Source organism: Streptomyces sp. SP18CS02 (assembly GCF_036322365.1).
Classification (GTDB): domain Bacteria; phylum Actinomycetota; class Actinomycetes; order Streptomycetales; family Streptomycetaceae; genus Streptomyces.
Map to the genome: position 1 here is coordinate 201,297 of NZ_JAQYXC010000263.1, position 23,124 is coordinate 224,420.

The 23,124-nt window shown below is 72.1% G+C and carries 15 protein-coding genes, 2 tRNA genes and 3 pseudogenes; 8 read left to right on the forward strand and 12 right to left on the reverse strand.

The genetic code is table 11. The features are described from left to right. Positions 1–96: 96 nt before the first annotated feature. The 4 genes from PUR26_RS07605 to PUR26_RS07620 all read right to left on the reverse strand — a co-directional run bounded on the left by PUR26_RS07605 (position 97) and on the right by PUR26_RS07620 (position 5,484). Positions 97–1,371 carry a beta-ketoacyl-[acyl-carrier-protein] synthase family protein gene (locus PUR26_RS07605; protein ID WP_329870472.1) on the reverse strand — a complete coding sequence of 425 codons (1,275 nt, stop codon included), beginning with the start codon at positions 1,369–1,371 and terminating at the stop codon, positions 97–99. Further along, a complete protein-coding gene (locus PUR26_RS07610) occupies positions 1,364–2,572 on the reverse strand; it encodes an MFS transporter (RefSeq protein ID WP_329870474.1) in 1,209 nt (402 codons plus the stop codon). The genes PUR26_RS07605 and PUR26_RS07610 overlap by 8 nt, the downstream gene beginning before the upstream one ends. Positions 2,573–2,672: 100 nt before the next feature. Continuing rightward, positions 2,673–3,884, reverse strand: coding sequence for a 5-aminolevulinate synthase (gene hemA / locus PUR26_RS07615; RefSeq protein WP_329870476.1), 1,212 nt, complete (start codon positions 3,882–3,884; stop codon positions 2,673–2,675). A 55-nt stretch (positions 3,885–3,939) separates the two neighbouring features. Continuing rightward, positions 3,940–5,484, reverse strand: a complete 1,545-nt coding sequence (locus PUR26_RS07620; RefSeq protein ID WP_329870478.1) for a 3-hydroxyacyl-CoA dehydrogenase — start codon at positions 5,482–5,484, stop codon at positions 3,940–3,942. An 872-nt stretch (positions 5,485–6,356) separates the two neighbouring features. Here PUR26_RS07620 and PUR26_RS07625 point away from each other — a divergent pair. After that, positions 6,357–7,379 (forward strand): glycoside hydrolase family 6 protein, encoded by a 1,023-nt coding sequence (locus tag PUR26_RS07625; RefSeq protein ID WP_329870480.1) that lies wholly within the window; start codon positions 6,357–6,359, stop codon positions 7,377–7,379. Between the two features lie 119 nt (positions 7,380–7,498). On the opposite strand, the gene PUR26_RS07630 is transcribed toward PUR26_RS07625, so the two are convergent. From PUR26_RS07630 to PUR26_RS07640, 3 genes are all read right to left on the reverse strand, one after another. Continuing rightward, the gene (locus PUR26_RS07630) at positions 7,499–9,451 is read right to left on the reverse strand and encodes a galactose oxidase-like domain-containing protein (protein WP_329870481.1); all 1,953 of its coding nucleotides are present in this window, start codon (positions 9,449–9,451) and stop codon (positions 7,499–7,501) included. Continuing rightward, entirely contained in the window at positions 9,448–11,382 is a 1,935-nt protein-coding gene (locus PUR26_RS07635) for a glycosyltransferase family 2 protein (protein ID WP_329870483.1), read from the reverse strand. Before PUR26_RS07635 ends, PUR26_RS07630 begins: the two co-directional genes overlap by 4 nt. Before the next feature lie 527 nt (positions 11,383–11,909). Then, positions 11,910–11,983: transfer RNA gene (locus PUR26_RS07640), tRNA-Lys, on the reverse strand. 183 nt (positions 11,984–12,166) lie between these two features. Here PUR26_RS07640 and PUR26_RS07645 point away from each other — a divergent pair. The 3 genes and pseudogenes from PUR26_RS07645 (at position 12,167) to PUR26_RS07655 (ending at position 15,711) form a co-directional block, all read left to right on the forward strand. After that, positions 12,167–13,591: a peptidoglycan-binding protein gene (locus tag PUR26_RS07645; RefSeq protein WP_329870485.1), complete on the forward strand. Its 1,425-nt coding sequence runs from the start codon at positions 12,167–12,169 to the stop codon at positions 13,589–13,591. 248 nt (positions 13,592–13,839) lie between these two features. Beyond that, a pseudogene (locus PUR26_RS07650) lies at positions 13,840–14,970 on the forward strand (SPFH domain-containing protein); the annotation flags it as partial. Between the two features lie 150 nt (positions 14,971–15,120). Next, positions 15,121–15,711 (forward strand): lytic polysaccharide monooxygenase auxiliary activity family 9 protein, encoded by a 591-nt coding sequence (locus PUR26_RS07655; protein WP_329870487.1) that lies wholly within the window; start codon positions 15,121–15,123, stop codon positions 15,709–15,711. Positions 15,712–16,347: 636 nt separating this feature from the next. On the opposite strand, the gene PUR26_RS07660 is transcribed toward PUR26_RS07655, so the two are convergent. The 5 genes and pseudogenes from PUR26_RS07660 to PUR26_RS07680 form a co-directional block, all read right to left on the reverse strand. Beyond that, positions 16,348–16,421, reverse strand: a tRNA-Lys gene (locus PUR26_RS07660). Positions 16,422–16,522: 101 nt separating this feature from the next. After that, the gene (locus PUR26_RS07665) at positions 16,523–17,281 is read right to left on the reverse strand and encodes an IclR family transcriptional regulator (protein WP_329870489.1); all 759 of its coding nucleotides are present in this window, start codon (positions 17,279–17,281) and stop codon (positions 16,523–16,525) included. Between the two features lie 167 nt (positions 17,282–17,448). After that, positions 17,449–17,772: pseudogene (locus tag PUR26_RS07670) on the reverse strand (ATP-binding cassette domain-containing protein); the annotation flags it as partial. Positions 17,773–17,792: 20 nt separating this feature from the next. After that, positions 17,793–19,187 (reverse strand): amidase, encoded by a 1,395-nt coding sequence (locus PUR26_RS07675; RefSeq protein ID WP_329870490.1) that lies wholly within the window; start codon positions 19,185–19,187, stop codon positions 17,793–17,795. Further along, entirely contained in the window at positions 19,180–20,130 is a 951-nt protein-coding gene (locus PUR26_RS07680) for a D-2-hydroxyacid dehydrogenase (RefSeq protein WP_329870491.1), read from the reverse strand. The genes PUR26_RS07675 and PUR26_RS07680 overlap by 8 nt, the downstream gene beginning before the upstream one ends. A gap of 32 nt (positions 20,131–20,162) precedes the next feature. Between PUR26_RS07680 and PUR26_RS34620 the strand changes: the two are divergent. The 4 genes and pseudogenes from PUR26_RS34620 to PUR26_RS07695 form a co-directional block, all read left to right on the forward strand. Then, positions 20,163–20,633: pseudogene (locus tag PUR26_RS34620) on the forward strand (decarboxylase); the annotation flags it as partial. Between the two features lie 115 nt (positions 20,634–20,748). After that, positions 20,749–21,000, forward strand: coding sequence for a hypothetical protein (locus PUR26_RS34625; protein WP_443077004.1), 252 nt, complete (start codon positions 20,749–20,751; stop codon positions 20,998–21,000). Next, on the forward strand, positions 20,997–21,716 hold the full coding sequence (locus PUR26_RS07690) for a maleate cis-trans isomerase family protein (protein ID WP_329870493.1): 720 nt from the start codon (positions 20,997–20,999) through the stop codon (positions 21,714–21,716). The genes PUR26_RS34625 and PUR26_RS07690 overlap by 4 nt, the downstream gene beginning before the upstream one ends. Positions 21,717–21,895: 179 nt before the next feature. Continuing rightward, positions 21,896–22,987, forward strand: coding sequence for an LLM class flavin-dependent oxidoreductase (locus PUR26_RS07695; protein ID WP_329870495.1), 1,092 nt, complete (start codon positions 21,896–21,898; stop codon positions 22,985–22,987). Positions 22,988–23,124: the final 137 nt, after the last annotated feature.

Here is a 23,124-nt window from a genome sequence, read left to right on the forward strand (position 1 = left end):
GGCCTGCTCCGGCCGGACAGCGGCACCCGGCCGGCCGGGCGGACCGGGTGCGGCGCACCGCCCCCCGGCCGCCCCGGCGCCGGCCGGGTGCCTGCGTCAGGCCGCCGCCCCCATCGCCAGTACGGACGTCTGGCTCCCGAAGGCGAACGACAGGGACACCGCGAGATCGAACGAGGTGTCCCGGGCGCCCTCCGCCACGTGGTCGTGGTCGCACTCCGGGTCGGGGGTCGTCAGATTGATGGTCGGGGCGAGCCGCTGGTGGTGCAGCATCAGCGCGGTGGACGCCGCGTTGATGATCCCGGCGAGGCCGAAGGTGTGCCCGTAGATCGGCTTGTTGGAGCTGATCGGGGGAAGCGCCCCGGCGCGACGGCCGGGATACAGGGCGCGCAGGGCCCGGCTCTCGGCGATGTCGTTGTAGCGGGTGGCGGTCCCGTGGGCGCAGAAGTAGCCCACGTCGTCCGGGCGGCGCCCGGCCTCCTCCAGGGCCTCCACCACCAGACCGGCGGTGACCTTGCCGGTCAGGTCCATGGTGGTGGGGTGGTCGGCCTCGTTCATCGAGGCGTGGCTGAGGATCCGGGCGTACACCCGGGCCCCGCGCCGCAGGGCGGTCGACTCCCGCTCCAGGCACAGCACCACGGAGCCCTCCCCGAGGGCGAACCCCTCGCGGTCGGCGCTGTAGGGGCGCACCGCGCGGGCCGGGTCCTCGGACTCCGTGGAGAGCACCCCGTTGCCCAGCGCCCGGTAGCAGTGGGCCACCTCGGGCAGGATGGGGAACTCGTGGCCGCCGACCAGGACGGCGTCGCTGCTGCCCGCCCGCAGCTCCCGCAGGGCCAGGCCGATCGCCTGGTGGCCGCCGACGCAGGCGTTGCTGACGGTCGTGACGAGGCCCTGCGCCCCGGTGTGGATGGCGGCCAGGCTGGCCGGGGTGCCGGGCAGCCCGCGGAACATGGCGCCCTTGTCGTCGTACGCCGTCGGGTCCTCGCCGCGCAGCACCGGCTGCCACCAGGAGAGCGGGCCGCGGGACGAGGAGAAGACCACGCTGAGCCGCCGGGGATCCACGTCCCCCTGACCCAGGCCCGCGTCCTCGCGGGCCTGGACGAGCGCGGACATCGCGATCAGGATCTCCCGGCTGTACTTGCGGGCATGGGAGGGATCGAGGCCGGGAAGGCGGGCGGTGTGGTCGAACCCGCGTATCTCGGCCGCCGCGTGCACGGGCAGCCCCTCGGCGGGACCGTCGAACCGGGTGAGGGCCCCGATCTGGGACCTCCCGCCCGAGACGTGCTGCCAGAATTCCGCGGCGGATCCGGTACCGGGGAGCAGGGTGCCTATCCCGGTGATGACGACGGGGTCGTCGGCAGGTCGGTCAGTCATCGTCGGAAACTCCTTGCCGCGCGGGATCACTGCGTGCCTCCCGCGCCGGACCGGTGGGGGTGGGACGTCCGTAGGTGACGGCCGCGACGGCGACGGCGACGGCCGCGAGGACGAAGGCGGGCACAGCGGTCGATCCGGGGCCCCAGGTGTTGACGAGGAGGCCGCCGACCGCGCCGCCGATGGCGATGCCGAGGTAGAGGGCGGAGCTGTTGAGCGCCACGGTGAAGGGGCCGCTCGCCTCGCTGAGCGAGAGCAGCCGGTGCTGCTGGGGCACGAGGTACATCCACCCCGTGGCACCCCAGACGAACAGCGCGATACCCGCCCCGATCAGGGAGCCGGACCACAGCGGCAGCAGGGCCAGGTCCACCGCCATGCCGCCGACGGCGAGCAGGAGCACCGCCCGGTTGCCCAGACGGTCGGTGGCGATCCCGGCGATGGCGTTGCCGGCGACGGCGCCGACACCGAAGACGAACAGCAGCACCGACAGCGCCCGCCCGCCATGGGTGGCGTCCTCCAGCACCGGCCCGATGTACGTGTAGACCACGTGCTCGGCGGTGACGGCGAGCAGGGTGACCGACAGGGTGATCAGGACGGCCGGGTTGCGCAGGCCCGAGAGCCGTTCGGCCAGCGGGTGCCTGCCCGCGGGCGCCAGCCTCGGCAGCATCAGGACCCCGAGCAGCGCGACCGCGCCCAGCGCGGCGACCGCCCACAGCGTGGCCCGCCAGCCCGCCAGGCCGCCGATCCAGGTGCCGATGGGAACACCCAGGGCGGTTGCCACGGTCAGGCCGCCGATGACGATGCCCAGCGCCCGGCCCCTGCGCTCCTCGGGGACCAGGGACGCGGCGGCGGCGGAGGCCTGGGGCGTGTACGAGGCGGCGCCGAGGGCGGCCACGAACCGGCCCACCGCGACCCATCCGTAGGAGTCGCCCAGCGCGGAGATCACATTGCCGGCGATGAACACCCCCAGCCCGCAGGCCAGTACGGTCCGGCGGGACAGCGAGCCGGTGATCGTGGCGCTGACCGGGGCGAACAGCGCGTAGGTCAGCGAGAACACGGTGATCAGCTGACCGGCGGCACCGGAGGACACACGGAGATCGTCCGCGATCTCCGGCAGCACACCGGCGATCACGAACGCGTCCGTGCCGATGGCGAAGGCGCCCACCGCGAGCAGCCAGAGCACGGGCGGGGTGGCGTTTTTCACGGGAATCCTTGAAATCTTGGGTGTGCGGGGTCGGCCGGGGTCCCGGCACGAGCACCGTTCCCGGAACTCGTGCCGGGCAGACGGCCGTCGGCCGGTGCGGTCAGCGGCTGCGGGGAAGACCGGCCGCCGTCCACACGGAGTCGAGCGCCTCGACGAACTCCCGCACATCCCCGGCCGTGTGGCGGGAGGTGGGCGTGACGCGCAGCCGCTCGGTGCCCTCGGGCACGGTCGGCGCGTTCACGGGCTGGACGTAGATGCCGTGGTCGCCCAGGAGCAGCGCGCTGACCTCCTTGTTGCGGTGCGGGTCGCCGACGAGCACCGGGACCACGTGGCTGTCCCGGGAGATGACGGGGATGCCCCGCGCGGCCAGCCCCTCCTTCAGCTCCGACGCGCGCGCCCGCAGCAGGTCGCGCTGGGTGGAGTCGTGGCGGACCAGACGCAGCGCGGACAGCGCGCCGGCCACCAGCGGCGCCGGGGCGGACGTGCTGAAGACGAACGGCGCCGCGAAGGTCCGCACGCTGTCGATGACCGAGGCCGGCCCGGCGATGTAACCGCCGGCCCCGCCGAGGCCCTTTCCGAAGCCGCCCTGGAAGACGGTGATCCGGTCGCGGACACCCTGCTCCTCCGCGTACCCGGAGCCCTCCTCGCCGTAGATGCCGACCGAGTGGATCTCGTCCAGGTAGGTCAGGGCGCCGAACTCCTCGGCGATGTCCACGATCTCCCGGATCGGGGAGAAATCGCCCTCCATGGAGTACAGGGACTCGAAGGCGACCAGCTTGGGCGCGTCCGGGTCCGTCTCCTCCAGCAGCTTGCGCAGGTGGCCCGTGTCGTTGTGACGGAAGATCCGCTTCTGCGCGCCGCTGTTGCGGACGCCCTGGATGATCGAGGCGTGGTTCAGCTCGTCGGAGAAGACGACCAGCCCGGGTATGCGCCGGCCCAGCACGGACAGCGTGGCGTCGTTGGCGGCGAAGCCGGTGCTGAACAGCAGCGCCCGCTCCTTGCGGTAGAGCGAGGCGAGCTCGGCCTCCAGGTCCTCGTGGAAGGTGCTGGTGCCCGAGATGCTGCGCGCGCCGCCGGTGCCCAGGCCCACGTTCCGTACCGCGTCGGCGACCGAGTCGATGACGGTCGGGTGGTGGCTCAGCGAGAGGTAGTCGTTGGAGCACCAGACGGTGATGTCGCGCGGGCCCTCGGCGGCGTGGAGCACGGCTCGCGGGGCCGTATCGGCGCGGCGCTCCAGGTTCAGATACGTCCGGTAGCGCCCCTGCGCCTTCGCCGACGCGACGTCCTGGGCGAGGTGTGACAGTGCCTGCATGGGTGGTGTGTCCCTTTCTTGCGTGGGGGTCGGGCCGCGAGTTCTTGCGTGGGGGTCAGGCCGCGAGGCGGCCGGTGCGCAGCGCGCCGCGGCGCAGGGCGGGGGAGGGGCGGTAGTGCCCGTCCCGGTGTTCGTCGTCGAGGTTCTCCAGCAGGGCGAGTACCGCGGGCAGCCCGATCCGCTCGCCCCAGGCGACCGGCCCCAGCGGGTAGTTGGTGCCCAGGCGCATGGCGGTGTCGACGTCGGGGGCGCTCGCCAGGCCGTCGGCCACCGCGTCCAGCGCGATGTTGACGAGCATGGCGACGGTGCGGAACACCAGCAGTCCGGGGACGTCGTCCACGGTGCTGACGTCCTTGCCCAGCAGCTGGAACAGACCCACCGCGGCGTCACGTGAGGCGTCCGGGGCCCCGCCGCTCACCGCCAGGGCCGTCCGGGAGGACGTCGCGAAGTCCAGGCTCAGGTCGAACAGCACGACGGGACGTTCCGTATGCCGGGCGTGCCGGTCGGCCGTGCGCCCGTCGGTCAGCCGCAGCAGCGTCCCGTCGGGGAGCTCGAACATCCCGTCCAGCGCGCTGCCGGCGGCGGCCGCCACCCGTTCGACCGGGATCCCGGCCGCGACGAGCACGTCCACGAGTCCCTCGGCGGGCCCGGCGTCGCCGTGCAGGCGCACCAGGCGGGGCCGCGGGACGGACACCGGGGCGTGGGTGTCGGGAACGGGCCGGCCGGCACCGGGGCCGTGGTCGTAGAACCCCCTGCCCGCCTTGCGGCCCAGGTACCCGGCCTCCACGAGTTTGCGCTGGACGAGGGAGGGGGCGAAGCGCGCGTCGTGGTGGAAGGCGCTCCACACACCGCGGGTGACCGCTTCGTTGACGTCGTGCCCGATCAGGTCCATCAGCGCGCAGGGGCCCATGGCGAAGCCCCCGGAGCCCGTGAGGACCGCGTCGATGGTGGCCGGTGACGCCGCCCGCTGCTCCCGGGTGCGCAGCGCCTCCCCGTAGAAGGGGCGCGCCACCCGGTTGACAATGAAGCCGGGCAGGTCGGCGGAGAGTACCGGGGTCTTTCCCCAGCGTTCCGCCGTCCTGTGCAGAAATCGGGTGGTGCGCTCGGCCGTGGACGGCGCGGAGACGACTTCGACCAGCGCCATCAGAGGGGCCGGATTGAAGAAGTGCAGTCCGGCGAACCGGGCCGGGTTTTCCAGGCCGGCGGCGAGTGCGGTGACGGATAGCGAAGAGGTGTTGGTGGCGATAACGGCGTCCTCGCCCACCTGCTTCTCGATCTCCGCGAGAAGCGCGGACTTGGCCGCCATATCCTCGTGCACGGACTCTATGACGAGTCCGGCCGCCGCTGCTTCCGGCAATTCCTCGGAGGTGGTCAGCCGATCCAGGGCCGCGAGCGCTTCCTCTTTGGCGAGACGCCCCTTGTCGACCAGCCGGAGGATACGGCTTTCGATTTCCTCCCGGCCCCGGCGGGAGCTCTCCGTACGGCGGCTCAGCAGAAGCACCCGGTGACCGGCGAGGAGCGCGACCTGGGATATCCCGGTTCCCATGGCGCCGGCTCCGACAACGGCAACAAGGTCGTCCGATTGGTTGTGTAACTTCACAGGATTCCTCGGGGAATAGGATTTGCGCTGTGGCGTCCGACCCTCTGTGACAGCACCTTCAGTCAACGTAATGCACCTGCTCGGCCACGGCCGAGATGTGCAACATGCCGTTCATGGAAGGTTCATCGGGTGCTGTGAGTGGGGGTGTCCATGAGGCAATGTCACATTCCTTACGCCGGGGTGGGGATCGCCCATCGGTCGGCCGCAGAGGCTGATGTCATAGGAAGTTATGCGATGCCACGGGCGGGACGCAAGGATGATCTCCGCAGGCAGTGCGCCTGCGGAGGAAATGCAATGCGGAACGGCGTCGCCGACAGAAAAACCGGTTAGCGGGCCGGTATTTCGTATGGCGTGTTCTTATCGGTGGAATGACGGCGGGGCGGTCCTCGGGGAAAGCTCTCTTCCCGGGCGATCCCCTGGGCCGGGCGGAGGGCCGTGCACTGCCCGTGGCCTGTTTTCGACCCTCCGCATGGCCCGTCCGGACGCCCGGGAAACCGCCCGGAGTGTTCTGCGGCACATCGGGCCCGCGGAGTCACGGGGTTCCGCCCGGCGTGTCGCCGCCGGGGCTCCCGGGCGGGCGCGGTCCCGCGGAACGGGGTGGAGGACGGCCGGTCCACCCGGCCCGGCCGCCGGCCCTTCCTTCCCTCCCGGCCGTGCTCCGGGCGCCTTCCTCCGGGCGCCTTCCTGTGGGCCGCACGGAAGGGCCCGGAGCCGTTCTCACCCCGTGACACCGTCCGGTCGCCCTGTGTGGCGGCGCTCAAGCCGGCCTCGTGGCTTTCCGTACGCGTGTGTCAGGATGGATTCGACCGGGCTTGTCCCGGGAGGGCGCCTGGGGGGTGGCCTCATCACACAGTGCACCCAAGGGGGAGTGGATGTACGGCAGTTGCACCGGGCGTGCCCGTACGGGCGCGGCCGCGGCGGGCGCGGTGACGGCGCTGCTGCTCGCCGGCTGCGGATCCTCCGACGAAGGCGCCCGGGAGACCCCGAAGCGTCCGGTCGCGAGCCAGCAGCCCAAGGCCATCGACCCGTTCTGGGTCAACCCCGACGGCAGCGCGGCCAAGCAGGTCGCCGACCACCTCAAGGACGGCAGCACCGCCGACGCCGAGCTGATCAAGAAGATCGCGGCCCAGCCGGTCGGCGAGTGGATCAGCCCGGGAACGCCCGAGGAGGACGCGCGGGGCTACACGGAGGCCGCCAGAACGGCCGACCGCGACGCGCTGCTGGTCCTCTACAACATCCCGCACCGCGACTGCGGCCAGCACTCCGCGGGCGGCGCCGCCGACGGCGACTCCTACCGCGCCTGGGTGGACAAGGTCGCCAAGGGCATCGGCGACCGCCGGGCGACGGTGATCCTGGAGCCGGACGCCGTGATGCACATGGTGGACAGCTGCACCGAGGAGCAGTACCACGAGGAGCGGTACGACCTGCTCAAGGGCGCCGTCACCCGGCTGAAGCAGCTGCCCAACACCAAGGTGTACCTGGACGCGGGCAACGCGGGCTGGGGCAAGCCGGACGAGATATTCGAGCCGCTGAAGTGGGCGGGCGTCGAGGCCGCCGACGGCTTCGCGGTGAACGTGTCCAACTTCCAGACCACCAAGGCCAGCACCGAGTACGGCAAGAGGGTCTCGGCGAAGGTCGGCGGCAAACCGTTCGTCATCGACACCAGCCGCAACGGCAACGGGCCGTACACCGCCGGCGACCCCGCCGAGAACTGGTGCAACCCGCCCGGCCGCGCGCTCGGCGAGACGCCCACGACCAAGACGGCCGACCCGCTGGTCGACGCCTATCTGTGGATCAAGCGCCCCGGGGAGTCGGACGGCGACTGCAAGGGCGGTCCGAAGGCGGGCGACTGGTTCCCGGAGTACGCGCTCGACCTGGTCCGCAACACCAAGTAGGACCGGCACCGGCCGGCACCCGGCACCGCTGGGGACCGGTCACCCGGCGGTATCGGGCCGGACGCACGAGAAGGGCCCCGGCAGCCATCGGCCGCCGGGGCCCTTCCCCGTCCACCGGTCTACGGGACCTCGACCCAGAAGCCCTCCGACGGCGTGCCCTTGTCGTCCGTGACGAAGAGCATGTACCAGCCGGACGGGACCAGGGCGCGGTTCTTCGGCACGGTGACCTCGATGCCGTCCGCGGTCTTCTTCATGTCCAGCGCGACGGAGCGCTGGTCGACATCGGTGACGTGCGTGACGGCGCTCGGCCGCATCAGCTTCGCCGTCGCTATCCCCGCCGCCTGCGGGGTCTTGAAGACGGCGCTGTCGCCCCGCTCGACGCGCTTGGGCCCGGAGGTGATCTCGGGCTTCGCGTCGCGGAAGAGGTAGGGCGGGGTGTAGATCTCGATGCGCTGCTCGAAGACGCCCGGCTTGGTGTTGGCCTTGTCCGCGTAGAGCGAGTCCGACCCGAAGATCATGACGCGGCCGTCGGGCAGCAGCACCGACCCGGAGTGGTAGTTGCGGCCCACCCTGGGGTCGGCCAGCCGCTTGTACGTCCCGCTCTTCGGGTCGTACGTACGGGCCTCCAGCACGTTCGAGGCGCCACGGCCCCGGTAGTCCTGCGAGCCGCCGGTGACCAGGACGGTGTCGTCCGGCATCAGCGAGGCGCTCGGATAACGGGTGCCCTTGTCGAGCGAGGCGCCGTCCTTGAAGCGGGGCTCGGGCTCCTTCAGGTCGACGAGCCGGGACTTCTCACTGGAGTCCTCGGACTCGCCGACGCCGCCGCCGCCGATGACCATGAACTTCTGGTCCTGGGCGGGCGGCAGCATGACCGTCGCGGAGGTCTCCATGCGGTCCGCGTCGCTCAGGCCCGGGATCTTGTCGAACTTGTTCTTCTCCAGGTCCCAGATACCGGGCTCACGGCCGACGTCAGCGGGACCGTAACCGGCGTTGGAGCCGGAGTAGAAGAGCTTCCCGTTGTCCATCAGGAAGATGGCCGGGTAGGTCGGGAAGCGGCGCTCGACCCCGGTGTACTCCCACGTCCTGGTCTTCGGGTCGTAGATCTCGTCCTTGCCCGGGACGATCTGCCCGATCTCGTCGAGCCCGGACAGGGCGAGGACCTTGCCGTCCTTGAGCGTGGTCAGCGTCGGGTACCAGCGCGCCTCGTTCATCGGGTCGACGGTGATGTACTTCTCCGCCACCGGATCGAACTCGAAGGCCTCCTTGATGCCCTGGAAGTCCTTCTTGTCGAGGGCGAGCTTCTGGGCCATGCCGTAGATGTTGCGGGCGTCGGTGCCGGTCAGGCCCTCCACCTTGTAGTTGTCCTCGGTGCCGGTCTCGTGCTCCTTGCCGGACTCCTCGGCCTCGACGTAGATGCGTCCCAGACCCGGCTCGGTGCGCAGGAAGCGCCCGGTCTTCTTGTCGAAGACCTTGGTCGCCTTCTCCACCAGGACCGGGTCCTTGGAGACGAAGACCTTGTCGTTCTTCTTGCCGGTGAACGTGGTCCCGGCGGGCAGCGTGATCGGCTTGTCCGGGTCCTCGTTGTGGACGATCATCAGGCCGCCGGCCTTGGTGACGTCACCCTGCAGCTTCTCGTACCGCTTGGTGCCCCCGGCGACCAGCAGCTTCCCGTCGGGCAACTGGGTGTGCCCGGCGCAGAACATGTCCTTGGGCGTGGGGATCTTCTTGAAGGTGTTGGTTTTGGGATCCCACAGGACCGACTCGAACTTCTGGGCGTCGAAGTTCTTCTGGTTGTTGCCGGAGCCCGCGATCAGCAGCACCTTGCCGGTGTGCAGCAGCGCCGCGTGGATCGTGTTGATCCGGAACTCGGAGGGGACGTCCAGGAAGTCCCAGTGGCCGTTGGCGGCCTTGTACTCCGGCTTGTTGATCGTGTAGTCGTGGTACTTCGCCGAGCCGTACCGGTACAGGGCCGGCCCGTTGAACCCGGCGACCACCGCGACCACCGCCGTGCCGATCAGGATGCGACGGGCGCGGTTCTTGCGGTGGTTCGGCCGGACGGGCAGGCTGCTCATTTCTTAGGTCCCCCAAGGGCGATCTGCATGGTGTCGTTCTGCTCGGCCCAGCTCGGCTTGGCCTGCGGGTGCGGAGCGGGCTCCGGGGCCCGGGGCGCCGGGGGCTCCGGCGGCGTGCCGCCGGCGTGGCGGCGGCGGCCCTTCTTCTCCTGGCGCAGCATGTACCGCCAGACGAAGATCGGCGTCGCCGTGATCAGCGTCGCGAACGTCGCCCAGATGATCATCGCGGGGTGCGAGTGCCCGAAGACGAAGCCGGCGGTGACGGAGGCGCCGAAGATCCCGATGAAGTACCAGTGGTACCGGAAGGTTCCGAACCACCGGTCCGGACTCGCGGAGTCGCCCTTGGGGGTGACCACGAACTTGCTCTTGCGGCGCAGGGCGGAGTCGATCAGCGCCTTGGCGTACAACGGCGCGGACAGCGCGGACATCAGCATGCCGGCCACACCGCCGGACCCTTCCGGCTCGTGCGGGGAGACGTTGTGCCGGCGGTTCCAGACGTAGAGGCCGATCTGGAGCGCGGAGGCGTTGCCGTAGAGCATCAGCCACACGGTCGGGTCGATGTTCACACCCGAGGCACCCAGGCCCAGGAACAGCGCGCAGCTGAGGGCCGCGAGAATCCAGTTCAGGGCGGACATCGGATAGAAGATGATCATCATCGTGTAGTTGAAGAGCTTGCTCGGCGGCAGCGAGTACCAGCCCTTCCAGTACTGCGTGAGGATCGTCTCGTAGGTACCGCGCGACCAGCGCATCTGCTGGGTGAAGAAGTCCGTCCAGGCACTGGGGCCCTCACCGACCGCGAGCACGTCGGGGGTGTAGACCGAGCGCCACTTGTTGCCCGTCGCCGGGTTCTTGTGGCGGTGGATCTCGAAGCCGGTCGCCATGTCCTCGGTGATCGAGTCGTACAGGCCGCCGATCTGCTTGAGTGCCGTGATGCGCACGGCGTTGGACGTGCCGACGAACATGGGGGAGCCGTAGCGGTTGCCGGCGCGCTGGATCAGCGCGTGGAACAGGAACTGCTGCGACTCGGCCGCCTTGGTGACGAAGTTGTCGTAGTTGCCGTAGACCTGGGGGCCGATGACGAAGCCGATGTCCGGGTCCCGGAAGAAGCCCAGCATGCGCTCCAGGTAGTTGGGCAGCGGCACGTGGTCGGTGTCGACGGAGGCGAAGAAGTCGTAGTTGTCGCCGTGCGCGTCCAGCCAGGCGTTGTAGTTGCCGTGCTTGGTCTTGGCGCGGTGGGCACCGGTCGGCTGGTTCCACTTCGCTATGCCCTTGCGGGAGAAGTGGCGCACGCCGAGGCGCTCGCAGACCGCCTTGACGTCGGCGTCGTCGCCCTCGTCGAGGAGCCAGACGTGCACCAGGCCGCGGTGCCGGATCCTGACGGCGGCCTCCAGCGTCTTGGTCACCATCTCCAGGGGCTCTTTGCCCGGCACGAAGGACGTGAGGAAGGCGACCCGGGTGCCGGACTCCGGCACGACCGGGACGGGGTCGCGGGCGACGAGCGTCGCGTGCGCGTTCGACACCACGTTCATGCAGCGGAAGAGCTCGATCAGGCCGATCGAGACCAGCATCACGATGTCGAGCGCGGGCAGCCAGTCGAAGGCCGGGTAGTCCCGCTCGGTCCAGTGCTCGGGCTGGAGCAGCCAGAACAGCAGCACCAGCGAGAGCACCGGGGCGGCGGCCAGCATCAGCGCGACCCGGATGCGGTGCGGCTCCTGCGAGAGCAGGGAGCGGTACTGCACCTTGTAGGGCTTGTTCGGGTCGGGCTGCGTCAGGGGCCCGGCGAGCCTGCTGTAGTGCTCGTAGTCGTACCGCGGCAGCGCCTTCTTGGGGCGCGGCCGGGACCCACCGGCCCGGAGCTGCGGGGGAACCCGAAGCTGGGCGGTCCGGGATGGGTCGTTGTCCTGCCGGGCGCCGGTCGGCGTCGACGTCATGAGTCATCCCCCCGCACGCATGCTGGCTGCGTGATTGGTCGTGTCCTGGCGTCCGGAGCGCGCGGTCCCCGACCGGCGTGTCCAGGCGTGTCAGTGGCTGGGCACCGTTTCCACAGACATGAAACGGCGACCTTCCGGTTGCATGATGCCTGTCACGGCATCGCTGCGTTGACGGGGCCCCCACCCCACGGTTCCCGCCATCGGGGCATCCCCTGAAACCGCCCCCAACTGCGACAACCTCATGCCCCATTGGGGGGCATTGGCTCCAGGATAGGGTCTACGACCCCCGTCTTGATCGCAAGGGTGAAACGGGCTGTTTACCGGGCATACGCACGATTTGGGTAATTCCTGCGGTGGTGTGTGCATGCCGCATGGAGGCACCCTCCGGGCGCCTTCCAGGTGCGTGGCCGGAGTGCGGCCGGACGCCGTGGAGCGCGCCGGGACGGGCCCCCGGGCGGGCGGCGCCGGTGCGGGCACCGGCACGACCGAGGCCCCCTCACCCATGGTGAGGGGGCCTCGGCTACGCGTGCGCCGCCAGGGACTCGAACCCCGGACCCGCTGATTAAGAGTCAGCTGCTCTAACCAACTGAGCTAGCGGCGCCTGCTGACCTGCACAACTCTACCCGACGTCCGAGGCTGTCCCGACCATTGACCGCCCACTCCGGCCTGTCGGATGGTCAGGTCTTCCCTTTTGACCGTCAAAATGCGACTTGTCAGTACAGTTGAGACACTGGCGCCCGTGCAGCCGTACCGAAAGATCTTGAGGAGCCTGGAGGGGAATCGCATGGCCGTACCGGTCTTCGAGGAGTACGAGCCCGCCGCCGACTGCCCCTGCGCGGGCTGCGCCCGGCAGCGGCGCGAACTGGTGCTCGGGCTCGCCGTGCGGGCGGGCGGCCACCCCGCCGCCCACGGCGCCCGCCGCGCCCTGGTCCTGTTCACCGCGGCGGGGGTGGTCCTCGGCGGCGGCGCGGGGGTCGCCACCGCCACCGGCCTCCCGGCCGGGCCCCTGCGGCCCGCCGGCCCCGCGGGCCCGTCCGGGGGCAGCGACGGCCCGGACTCCGCCACCCCGCAGGGCGGCAAGGAGCCGCTCCACGGGCGCCCGCACGCCGGGCCGACACCCGGCAAGGTCACCCCGGGGACCCTGCGGCAGTCGACCCGCGCCGACATCATCAACCGGGCCAAGCTCTGGCTGTCCGCGAAGGTCCCGTACTCGATGGAGAAGTACTGGACGGACGGCTACCGGCAGGACTGCTCGGGTTACGTCTCCATGGCCTGGAACCTTGCGGGGAACGAATGGACGGGCAGCCTCGCCGAATTCGGCACCAGGATCAGCCGGACGGAGCTCCAGCCCGGTGACATCCTGCTCTTCCACAACCCGGACGACCCCACCAAGGGGTCGCACGTCACGATCTTCGGCGGCTGGACCGACTACACCCACACCCACTACATCGCGTACGAGCAGGCCAACCCGCACACCCGCAAGCAGTCGACGCCGATGGCCTACTGGAACAACTCCGCCCAGTACCTCCCGTACCGCTACAAAGGGCTGATCGGCGGCACCCCGGGCAGCCCGGCGGCCAAGAGCGCGTACCCGGGGAGGAAGTCCTTCGGGCCCGGGGCGAACAACTCCCATGTGTCGCGGCTCGGGCGGATGCTCGTCGAGCGGGGCGGCGGCCGGTTCTACCGGGCGGGGCCCGGTCCGCGCTGGGGCGAGGCGGACCGCCGGGCCACCCAGGCGTTCCAGCGGGCGCAGGGGTGGAGCGGACGGGACGCGGACGGGCTGCCCGGGGCGAGGACCTGGCGGCTGCTGCTCGACAAGGACGGCCGGGGCATCCCGGGCGTGTCGGCCCCCAAGGCCCCCAAGGTGTCGGGCCCCAAGACCCCCAAGGCGTCGGCCGCGAAGGCGTCGGGCCCCAAGGCGTCGGCCGCGAAGGCTGCTGCGGCGAAGGTGACGACGGCCGGTGCGGAGGCGCGCCCCTATCCCGGCCCCGTCCACTTCCGGCCCGGCCGGTCGAGCGAGCACGTCGAGCGGCTCGGCCGCCGGCTGGTCGAGCTCGGCTTCGGCGCGCACTACCGGATCGGGCCCGAGCGGACCTGGACGGAGGCGGACCGGCGCAACGTCGAGGCGTTCCAGCGGGCGCAGGGGTGGCGCGGCGGAGCGGCCAACGGCTATCCGGGTCCCGAGACGTGGCGGCGGCTGTTCCGGTGACCGGGACCCCTACGGCGGGCGGCCCGGCCGGCCCGCCCGCCGACGACACCCCGCAGTCCGGGGGCCAGACCGGTGTCCCCGTCCCGGGCGGCCCGGCGGCCGGCAGGCCCACGGGCGGGACGGCCCCGATGACAAGGGCGCCGATGGCCAGGACGCCGATGACCGAGCAGGAACGTACGGAGCATGAGCGTCCGGAGGACGGCCATGAGGTGGCAACGATGAGCACGGCGACGCCGGAGGGCGGCACGGCGGGACGGCGCGTCCCGCTGATCGGCACGGAGACGACCGGGCCGATCCCCGTCCACCTGCTGTTCCGGGACAACGGCGACGGTGACGGCGGGGCCGTGGCCGTCACGGGCACCGGGGTGCTCGGCGCCATGGGCGGCGGGCCGGTGACGGCGGTACGGGAGAGGGCGGCCGTCCGCGCCTCCCCGCCCGTCACCGCCGCCGCGCCGAGGCCCGCGCCCTCCGCCGACCCCGAGCTGGTCGAGCGGCCGGGGGCCGCGCTGCCCGGCTGGGCCGGGGCGGCGGCCGGGGCCGTGGCGCTGGTCGCCTGCCTGGCCCTGCTGTGGTGGGTGGGGGCGGTGCCGGACGCGGTCACCCGGATGCTGCGACTGCCCTCCCATCCGTACAACGGCATCGCGATCGGCCCGTGGGCGCTGCTCGCGCTCGGGGTCCTCGGGGTGCTGTTCGCCTTCGGGGGGCTGGGGCGCGGGCGGGTCGGCCACGCCTGGGTGCTGACGCTCTTCGGGGACTACCGCGGCACCGTGCGGCGTACCGGGCTCGTGTGGGTGAGCCCGCTGATGCTGCGGCGCCGGGTCGACGTACGGCTGCGGCACTGGCGCAGCGAGCCGCTGCCGGCGGTGGACGCGAACGGCACGGCGCTACGGGTCGTGGTGCTGGTGGTGTGGCGCATCCGGGACACGGTCCGGGCGGCCCTCGGTGTCGCCGACCACGAGGAGTACCTGCGCGAGCAGGTGGAGGCGGCGATGGCGCGGGTGCTGTCGCAGCTCCCGGCCGACGCCTTCCACGAGGACGCCCCCACGCTGCGGGACGCCGAGCTCGTCGGGGAGGCGCTGACCCGGATGCTGTCCGCCGAGTGCGCCCCGGTCGGGATCGAGGTCTTCTCGGCGCAGCCGACGCGGATCGAGTACGCACCGGAGATCGCGGCCGCGATGCAGCGGCGCCGGATCGCGGCGATCGACGCCAAGCACCGGGACACGGTGCTGACGTCCGTGGTCGACGCGGTCGACGACATGGTCCACCGGCTGACCACGCGTGGTCTGGTCGAGCTCGACGACTACGACCGCAAGGCGCTGGTGAAAGACCTGACCGTGGCGTTCTACACGGGTCGTGTCGGGCCCTCAGAAGGCCCGTGATTGGTCTGGACATGTTCAAGCTCCGTCCATACATTGGAACTTGGTCTAGACCGGAACGGGTGCAACCGCACCTCACAGAACCAAAGCCTCACCCATGCGCGCGTGCACCACGAGTCATGAACTCCCCCACGTTCTTCTGGAGCGGACAGCATGCGAAACAAGATAGGCGCGACGGTGGTCGCTCTCGGCGTCGCCGGAGCCTCCCTCCTCGCCACCAGCAGTGCCAGCAGCCACGGTTACACGGACTCCCCGATCAGCCGGCAGAAACTCTGTGCCAACGGCACGGTGACCGGCTGCGGCAACATCCAGTGGGAGCCGCAGTCGGTCGAGGGGCCCAAGGGCTTCCCGTCCGGCGGCCCCGCGGACGGCAAGATCTGCGCGGGCGGCAACGGGCCGTTCGCACAGCTCGACGACCCGCGCGGCGGGAACTGGCCCGCCACCAAGGTGTCGGCCGGTCAGAGCTACAACTTCCGCTGGCAGTTCACCGCCCGCCACCGCACGACCGACTTCAAGTACTACGTCACCAAGAACGGCTGGGACTCCACCAAGCCGCTCACCCGTGCGGCCCTGGACCCCCAGCCGTTCCTGACGGTGCCGTACAACAGCCAGCAGCCGCCGGCCACGCTCTCGCACTCGGGAACCATGCCGAGCGGCAAGACCGGCAAGCACGTCGTCCTGGCCGTCTGGACCGTCGCGGACACGACGAACGCCTTCTACGCCTGCTCCGACGTCCAGTTCTGACGCTCGTCCGGTAGCCGGCGGCGCGCCATGGGACGCCCGGGGAACCCTCCGGGTCGCATGGCCGCCACGGAGACGACCACCGTGCGGGGGCCGAGGGGCGGGCAACCCCTCCTCGGCCGCCACCGGGTCGCGGCGGGCGCCGCTCGCGCCGCGCTCCTCGTGGACCCGCTGCCGCCGACGTGCCGAGCCACACGTCGGCATCCCGCCGGACGCACCTTCCGGAGTCCCCGCTCCGGCCGGGCGCGGCGGCCCCGGCGGGGGCCGCCGCCAACGGGGTCCGGTCCACCCGGCGCGGCGCGAGCCCCCTGGGACCCGGGCATCCGGAGGCCTTCCCCGCCCCACCGCCTCCGGTCGCCCGTCCCCCCGCCCGGCCGCTCGGTGCCGCGCCCGTTCCCCCGCCCGGACCGCCTGTCCGGTCGCCCGGTCCTTCGCTCGCCCGCCTTCGGCCACCTCCCCGGGCCGACCGCGCCGCGAGTGGGGATCCCCAGCCGGGCTCTTTGCGGGTGGTCCTGGCCGAGGGCGGCGTGCCGCCGCGCGAGGGGCCGGCCGGCCTGCCCCCCCGCCTTCGGCCCCGAGGTCGTCGCGGCGGGGGACACGAAAAGGCCCCCCGCTTCCGCGAGGGGCCTCTTCCGTCTGTGCGCCGCCAGGGACTCGAACCCCGGACCCGCTGATTAAGAGTCAGCTGCTCTAACCAACTGAGCTAGCGGCGCCTGCTGACAGGATTAATACTACCCGGTCCTCGGGGGTGCTCCTGACCACGCTCCCGGCGGCCCGCCGCGAGCGTCCCCCCGGCCCGTCCGGCCGGATCCCGTCAGATCGCCAGGGACAGCACCACCGGGGCGGCCTTGCGGTTCAGCGCGTCGGCCGCCGAGCGCAGCCGGTGGGCGTGCTCGATCGGGAGCGAGAGCGCGAGGCAGCCGACCGCGGCCCCCGCCGTCAGCGGCACCGCCGCGCAGACCGTGCCCACGGCGTACTCCTGGAGGTCGAGCACCGGGACGGTCGGCGGCTGGCTGTCCAGCTTGGAGAAGAGGACCTTCTCGCTGGTGATCGTCCGCGAGGTGAGTCTGGCGATCTTGTGGCGGGAGAGGTGGTCGCGGCGGCCGTTCTGGTCGAGCTGGGTCAGCAGGCACTTGCCGACCGCGCTGGCGTGCGCGGCGGAGCGGAAGTCGACCCACTCGTTGACCTTGGGGGTGTGCGGTCCGTCGGCGATCTGGGTGATCTTGACCTCGCCGTCGATGTACCGGCTGATGTAGACGGCGGCGCCGACCGTGTCGCGGAGCTCGGTGAGGGTCTCCTGCAGCTTGCTCTGCAGGGCCTCGCGCCGGGTGACGCCGGAACCGAGCAGCACCAGGGAGTCGCCCACCACATAGGCGCCGTCGGCGATCTGCTCCACGTACCCCTCGCGGCGCAGCATGAGGAGCATCGGGGTCAGATGGCCGGTCGGCAGCCCGGTCTCGCGCGCGATCTGCACATCGGTGACTCCACCGCCGTGCCGGGAGATCGTTTCGAGAACGCGCAGGGCGTATTGCACCGAGTGGAACGGCGCGGTCGGCTCGGGCTTCAGCGCCACGGTTTCCCCCTACCAGGTTGTGACCGCAAGCTTCCGTACCACGATAGCCGCCAAGAGCCGTTTCGTGGGCGCCTGTTGACAAGATGGGTGTCGCAACCCAGCGGTGTACGCAGGGGTGCGACACCCTGGCATATGCCAGAGGCAAACTTCCGAGACGGAAGGTGAGGTCAGAGCACCGCGCCGAGGAACTCGCGGGTGCGTTCGTGTGCGGGCACGGTGAAGATTTCCTCCGGTGGGCCGGACTCGATCACCGTGCCCGAGTCGAACATCAGCACCTCGTCCGGGACGTCCCGGGCGAGGTTCATCTCGTGCGTGACGCACACCATGGTGATGCCGGTGGTCCTGGCGATGTCCCGCAGCAGGTTTAGCACGCCCGCCACCGGCTCCGGGCCGAGCGCCGACGTCACCTCGCCGAGCAGCAGGACCCGCGGCCGCATCGCCGGCGCCCGGGCGATGGCCACCCGCTGCTGCCGGCCGCCCGAGAGCCGGGAGGCGGAACAGGCGACGCGCCCTACGGACGGCGCAGCCCGGCGGCCCCCGACTCGTACAGCGCGTGCGCCGCCCGCAGCACCAGGTCGTCCCGATGGCGCGCGGCCACCAGCTGCAGGCCGATCGGCAGCCCGCCCCCGTCCACACCGCACGGCACGGTCGCGGCCGGCTGCTGGGTGAGGTTGAAGGGGTACGTGAACGGCGTCCACCCCGTCCAGCGGTGCGTGCCGGGCGGCGCCTCGACACCCGCCTCGAACGCGGTGAGCGGGAGCGTCGGGGTGACCAGCAGGTCGTAGGAGGTGTGGAAGCGGCCCATCCGGCGGCCCAGCGCCATCCGGGTGTCCACCGCCGCCAGATAGTCCAGCGCGCTGTGGCGCGCACCGCGGTCGATGATCTCCCGCAGCCCCGGGTCCAGCGCCTGCCGCTGCTCGCGTCCCAGCCGCTGGGTCAGCCGGGCGGCGCTGCTGAACCACAGCGTGTGGAACGCGTCGACCGGGTCGGCGACGTCCGGATCGGCCTCCTCCACGTACGCGCCGAGGTCCGCCAGGCGCCCCACGGCCGCCCGGACCGCCGAGGCGACCGCCGGGTCCACCGCCACCTGCCCGCCGAACGACGCCGAGTAGGCGACCCGCAGACCCTTGACCCCCTCCGCGAGGCAGTCGCCGACGGGCCGCGCTGGCCCCAGGTGCGACCAGTCGCGCCAGTCCTCACCGCTGATCACGTCCAGCAGCAGCGCCGCGTCCGCCGCGTCCCGGGCCATCGGCCCGGTGTGCGACAGCGTGCCGAACGGGCTCGCCGGATAGATCGGCACCCGCCCGTAGGTCGGCTTCAGCCCGAAGATCCCGCAGAACGACGCCGGGATGCGGACCGAACCGCCGCCGTCGGTGCCCAGGGACAACGGGCCCGCGCCCAGCGCCACGGCCGCGGCGCTGCCGCCGCTGGAGCCGCCCGAGGTGCGCGACGGGTCGTACGGGTTGCGGGTGATGCCCGTCAGGGGCGAATCGGTGACGCCCTTCCAGCCGAACTCCGGTGTCGTCGTCTTGCCCAGGAACACCGCCCCGTGCGCCCGCAGCCGGGCCACCGGCGGCGCGTCCTCGTCCCAGGGGCCCGCCGTCCCGACGGTCGTCGAACCGCGCAGGGTCGGGCCGCCCGCCTGGAGCAGGAGGTCCTTGACCGTCACCGGCACGCCGTCGAGCAGCCCCTGCGGCCGCCCGCGCCGCCACCGCTCGGTCGAGGCGGCCGCCCGCGCCAGCGCGTCCTCGGAGTCGACCCGCACGAACGCGTTGACCAGGGGCTGCACCACTTCGATCCGGTCCAGGGCCGCGCGCGTGACGTCCAGGGGCGAGAAGTCGCCCCGCGCGTACCCGCCGAGGAGTTGACGTGCTGTCAGGTCGGTGAGGAACGTCGGCTCAGTCATGCCCGGGGACGTACCCACGTTTCTTGTCGACCACGTTCGGAAGCGGCTTCCCGGCCATCCACAGCTCGAACATCTCCACGAACTGTTCCCCCAGCCGGTCCCGCCAGCCGACCGTGTCACCGCTCATGTGCGGCGAGACGATCAGACCGGGCACGTCCCACAGCGGGCTGTCGGCGGCGAGCGGTTCCTCGTCGAAGACATCGAGCGCCGCGCCCGCGATCCAGCGCTTGGCCACCGCCGCCACGAGGTCCTCCTGGACGACGAGCCCGCCGCGGCCCACGTTGATGAACCGCGCCGACGGCTGCATCAGCCCGAAGCGCCGCGCGTCGAACATGCCCCGCGTGTCGTCCGTCAGCGGCGCCGCTCCCACCACCCAGTCCGCCATGGTCAGCAGCCGGTCGAGCTCGTCGGCCCCGTGGACACCGGGACGCGCGGTACGTCCCGCCAGCGCGGTCCGCACCCCGAGCGCGCGCAGGGTGGAGGCCACGGTCCGGCCGATCGGTCCCGTCCCGACGACCACCGCCCGGCTGCCCGCGACCCGCAGGCTCTCGCGGTGGCGCCAGCGCCGCTGCCGTTGCAGCTCCAGCGTGCCGGGCAGGTCCTTCGCCATGGCCAGGACCAGCCCCGCCACGTACTCGGCGATCGGCTCCTCGAAGATGCCCCGGGCGTTGGTCACCACCGTCTCCGAAGCGACCAGTTCAGGACAGATCAGCCGGTCGACCCCGGCGCTGGGCGTGTGCACCCAGCGCGGCCGCGGCCCCTCGCCGGGCCAGGCCGTCCGTACCGCGTCGGAGGTGAAGTCCCACACCAGCAGCGCGTCGGCCCCGGGCAGCTCGGAGGCAAGGGCGCGCTCGTCGGCGTACCGGACACGGACGCGTCCGGTGAGCTGCCCGAGGCGGGGCGGAGGGTCGGCCTCCAGGACCAGGAGTGTCGGCAACGGCATCGGCAGGAACCCCGTTTCGAGGCGTCCGAGATATGCGGATTGACCACGCTCGCACCCGAACCTGCCTTCGTCAACAAGAGGCTGGGGGCCCGACGGTGGACATCTCCTTCCTGGGCGGGCCGCGCCCGCAGCGCGGCGTCGGGGTCGTCGCGCCGTTCGACTTCGCGCCCGACCGCGAGCTGTGGCGGTGGGTGCCCGACGACATTCCGCTCCATCCGACCCGGACGCCCTACGTGCCGGTGGAGGTCTCGCTCGACCTGGCCCGGCCGGTCAGCGAGCACGAGACCCTGGGCGACGCCACGCGGGCGCTGTCGGCCTCCGGGCCCGAGGTCGTCGCCTACGCCTGCGCCTCCGGCAGCCTCGTCGGCGGAGTGGCGGGCGAACGGGCGATGTGCGAGGCCATCACCCGGGCCGGCGCCGTGCCCTCGGTCACCACGTCGGGGGCGCTCCTCGAAGCGCCGCCGGAACGGGGCGTCACCGGGATCGCCCTGGTCACCCCCTGCACCGAATCGGTGACGCACGCGCTGGAGGAGTATCCGGAGGAAGCCGGGGCAACCGTCACGGGGCGGGCCTTCCCCGGCCTGCGACCAGGCACATCTGGAAGGTGCCGACCGCTCCGTGGCGGGCATGGCACGGCAGGCGGTGGGGGGCGCGTCGGACGCGCTCTTCATCAGTCGCACCAATCCGCCGACGTACGACGTGATCCCGCGACTGGAGGCCGAACCGCGCATGCCGGTCCTCTCCGCGAACCAGGTCACGATGGGGGCGGCGCTGCGCCGGATCGGCGCACACGCCGCCGGCCCGTACCAGGCGCTGCTGCTCCACGCCACGGCGACGACCGAGCCGGAAGGACAGGAGGGTGTGACATGACGACGGTGGGACTGCTGTATCCCGGGCACTCCGCCGAGGACGACTACCCCCGCATCGAGACGCTGCTGAACGGCATCCGGGTACCCGTCGTCCACACCGACATCGGCGAGGACGCCCACCGGGCCGACGCCCTGCTGGAGATGGGGTCGGCGGAGCGCCTCGCCGTCGGGATGGAGGAGCTGCGGCTCTCCGGCGCCGAAGCGGTGGTCTGGGCGTGCACCAGCGGGTCCTTCGTCCGCGGCTGGGACGGCGCGCACGAGCAGATCCGCGCCCTGGCGGTGGCGGCCGGGCTCCCGGCCTCCAGCACGTCGTTCGCGTTCGTTCACGCGGCGCGGGCGGTGGGCGCGGCCCGGGTCGCGGTCGCGGCCACCTACCCGCCGGACGTGACCGCTCTGTTCGTCCGTTTCCTGGAGGCCGCCGGCCTCCAGGTGGTGGACGCCCGGGCGGGCGGGATCGTCACCGCCGCCGAGGTCGGGACCTGGGGCCGCGAGCAGGTGCTGGAGCTGGTCCGGGCCGCCGACCGGCCGGAGGCGCAGGCCGTCCTCGTACCGGACACGGCCCTGCACACGGTGGCGCACCTGCCGGAGCTGGAGGAGGCGGTCGGCAAGCCGGTCCTCACCGCGAACCAGGTGACGGTCTGGGAGGGGCTCCGGCTGGCGGAGCGCCGCGACGCCTGGTCCAAGGAGCTGGGCACGCTCTTCGCCCGCAAGGAGTGACGTGCGCGCCGCGGTCCCGGCCCTGCCCCCGTGGGTCCTGCCCCCCGTCCTGTGCGGGGGCCCGGCGCACCCCGATCCGCGGCCTCGGCGGGGCGCGGGTGAGGGGCCGGGGGAATAAGCGGAGACGCCCTCCTGTTGACTGGTCCTGACCTACTTCATGTGCAGGAGGGACTTCACCGGTGAGTGACGCGAGCGACGCGATCCGAGGCACGGCGTACGGAACCGCCCCCGTACCCCTGTCGGTACTGGACCTGGCCACCGTCGGCCGAGGCCTGACCGCGACCCAGGCGCTGAACAACAGTGTGGCGCTCGCCCGGCTGGCCGAGCGGCGGGGCTTCCAGCGGCACTGGGTGGCCGAGCACCACTCGATGCCCGGAGTCGCCTCGTCCTCCCCGGCCGTGATCCTCGCGCACCTCGCCGCCCACACCGAGCGCATCCGGCTGGGCTCGGGCGGCGTCATGCTGCCCAACCACGCCCCGCTGGTCATCGCCGAGCAGTTCGGCACGCTGGAGGCCATGGCCCCCGGCCGCGTCGACCTGGGCCTCGGCCGGGCGCCGGGCACGGACGGGGCGACGGCGGCCGCACTGCGCCGCACCGACCGGCTGGGCGAGGGCGCCGACGACTTCCCGCAGCAGCTCGCCGAGCTCATCCGCTTCCTGGACGACGACTTCCCCGACGGCCACCCGTACTCCCGCATCCACGCCGTGCCCGGGCCGGTGCAGGGCCCGACCGGGCGGCCGTCGGTCTGGCTGCTCGGCTCCTCCGGGTTCAGCGCGCGGCTGGCCGGCGCGCTGGGCATGCCGTTCGCCTTCGCCCACCACTTCTCGGCCCGCAACACGCTGCCCGCCCTCGACCTGTACCGCAGCTCCTTCCGGCCCTCGGCCGTGCTGGACGAGCCGTACTCGGTGGTCTGCGTGTCGGCGCTGGCCGCGGACGACGAGCGGGAGGCCCGCCGCCAGGTGATGACCGGCGCACTGTCCATGATCCAGCTGCGCTCCGGCCGCCCCGGCCTCACGCCGACCCCGGAGGACGCGGAGGCGTACGCCTACAGCCCCATGGAGCGCGAGTTCGTCGACAGCTGGGTGTCCGACATCGTCCACGGCACGCCCGACGCGGTCCGCGACGGACTGAACGACCTCCAGAAGCGCACCGCGGCGAGCGAGCTGATGATCATCGTCCACGCGCACAGCGGCGAGGTGCGGCTGCGCAACTACGAGCTGATCGCGGACACCTACGGACTCCCCGACCTCGCCGCCCAGGCGTCGTCCTGACGGCGGTCGCGTGACGGGCGTGTGACGGCGCTCGCCTGCCCACACGCGCCCGCCCTTCCGCCCGCGGCCGTCCTTCCGTGCACGGCGTCCTTCCGTACGCGGCCGTCCTTCCGCCCGCGGCCGTCCGCGCAGAGCCC

What these genes read in the sequence shown, in the direction of transcription:
- PUR26_RS07630 (WP_329870481.1), bottom strand. Translation starts at nt 9,451, where the DNA reads ATGAGCAGCCTGCCCGTCCGGCCGAACCACCGCAAGAACCGCGCCCGT.
- PUR26_RS07675 (WP_329870490.1), bottom strand. Translation starts at nt 19,187, where the DNA reads ATGACTGAGCCGACGTTCCTCACCGACCTGACAGCACGTCAACTCCTC.
- PUR26_RS07680 (WP_329870491.1), bottom strand. Translation starts at nt 20,130, where the DNA reads ATGCCGTTGCCGACACTCCTGGTCCTGGAGGCCGACCCTCCGCCCCGC.
- PUR26_RS07690 (WP_329870493.1), top strand. Translation starts at nt 20,997, where the DNA reads ATGACGACGGTGGGACTGCTGTATCCCGGGCACTCCGCCGAGGACGAC.
- PUR26_RS07605 (WP_329870472.1), bottom strand. Translation starts at nt 1,371, where the DNA reads ATGACTGACCGACCTGCCGACGACCCCGTCGTCATCACCGGGATAGGC.
- PUR26_RS07645 (WP_329870485.1), top strand. Translation starts at nt 12,167, where the DNA reads ATGGCCGTACCGGTCTTCGAGGAGTACGAGCCCGCCGCCGACTGCCCC.
- hemA (WP_329870476.1), bottom strand. Translation starts at nt 3,884, where the DNA reads ATGCAGGCACTGTCACACCTCGCCCAGGACGTCGCGTCGGCGAAGGCG.
- PUR26_RS07625 (WP_329870480.1), top strand. Translation starts at nt 6,357, where the DNA reads ATGTACGGCAGTTGCACCGGGCGTGCCCGTACGGGCGCGGCCGCGGCG.
- PUR26_RS07655 (WP_329870487.1), top strand. Translation starts at nt 15,121, where the DNA reads ATGCGAAACAAGATAGGCGCGACGGTGGTCGCTCTCGGCGTCGCCGGA.
- PUR26_RS07635 (WP_329870483.1), bottom strand. Translation starts at nt 11,382, where the DNA reads ATGACGTCGACGCCGACCGGCGCCCGGCAGGACAACGACCCATCCCGG.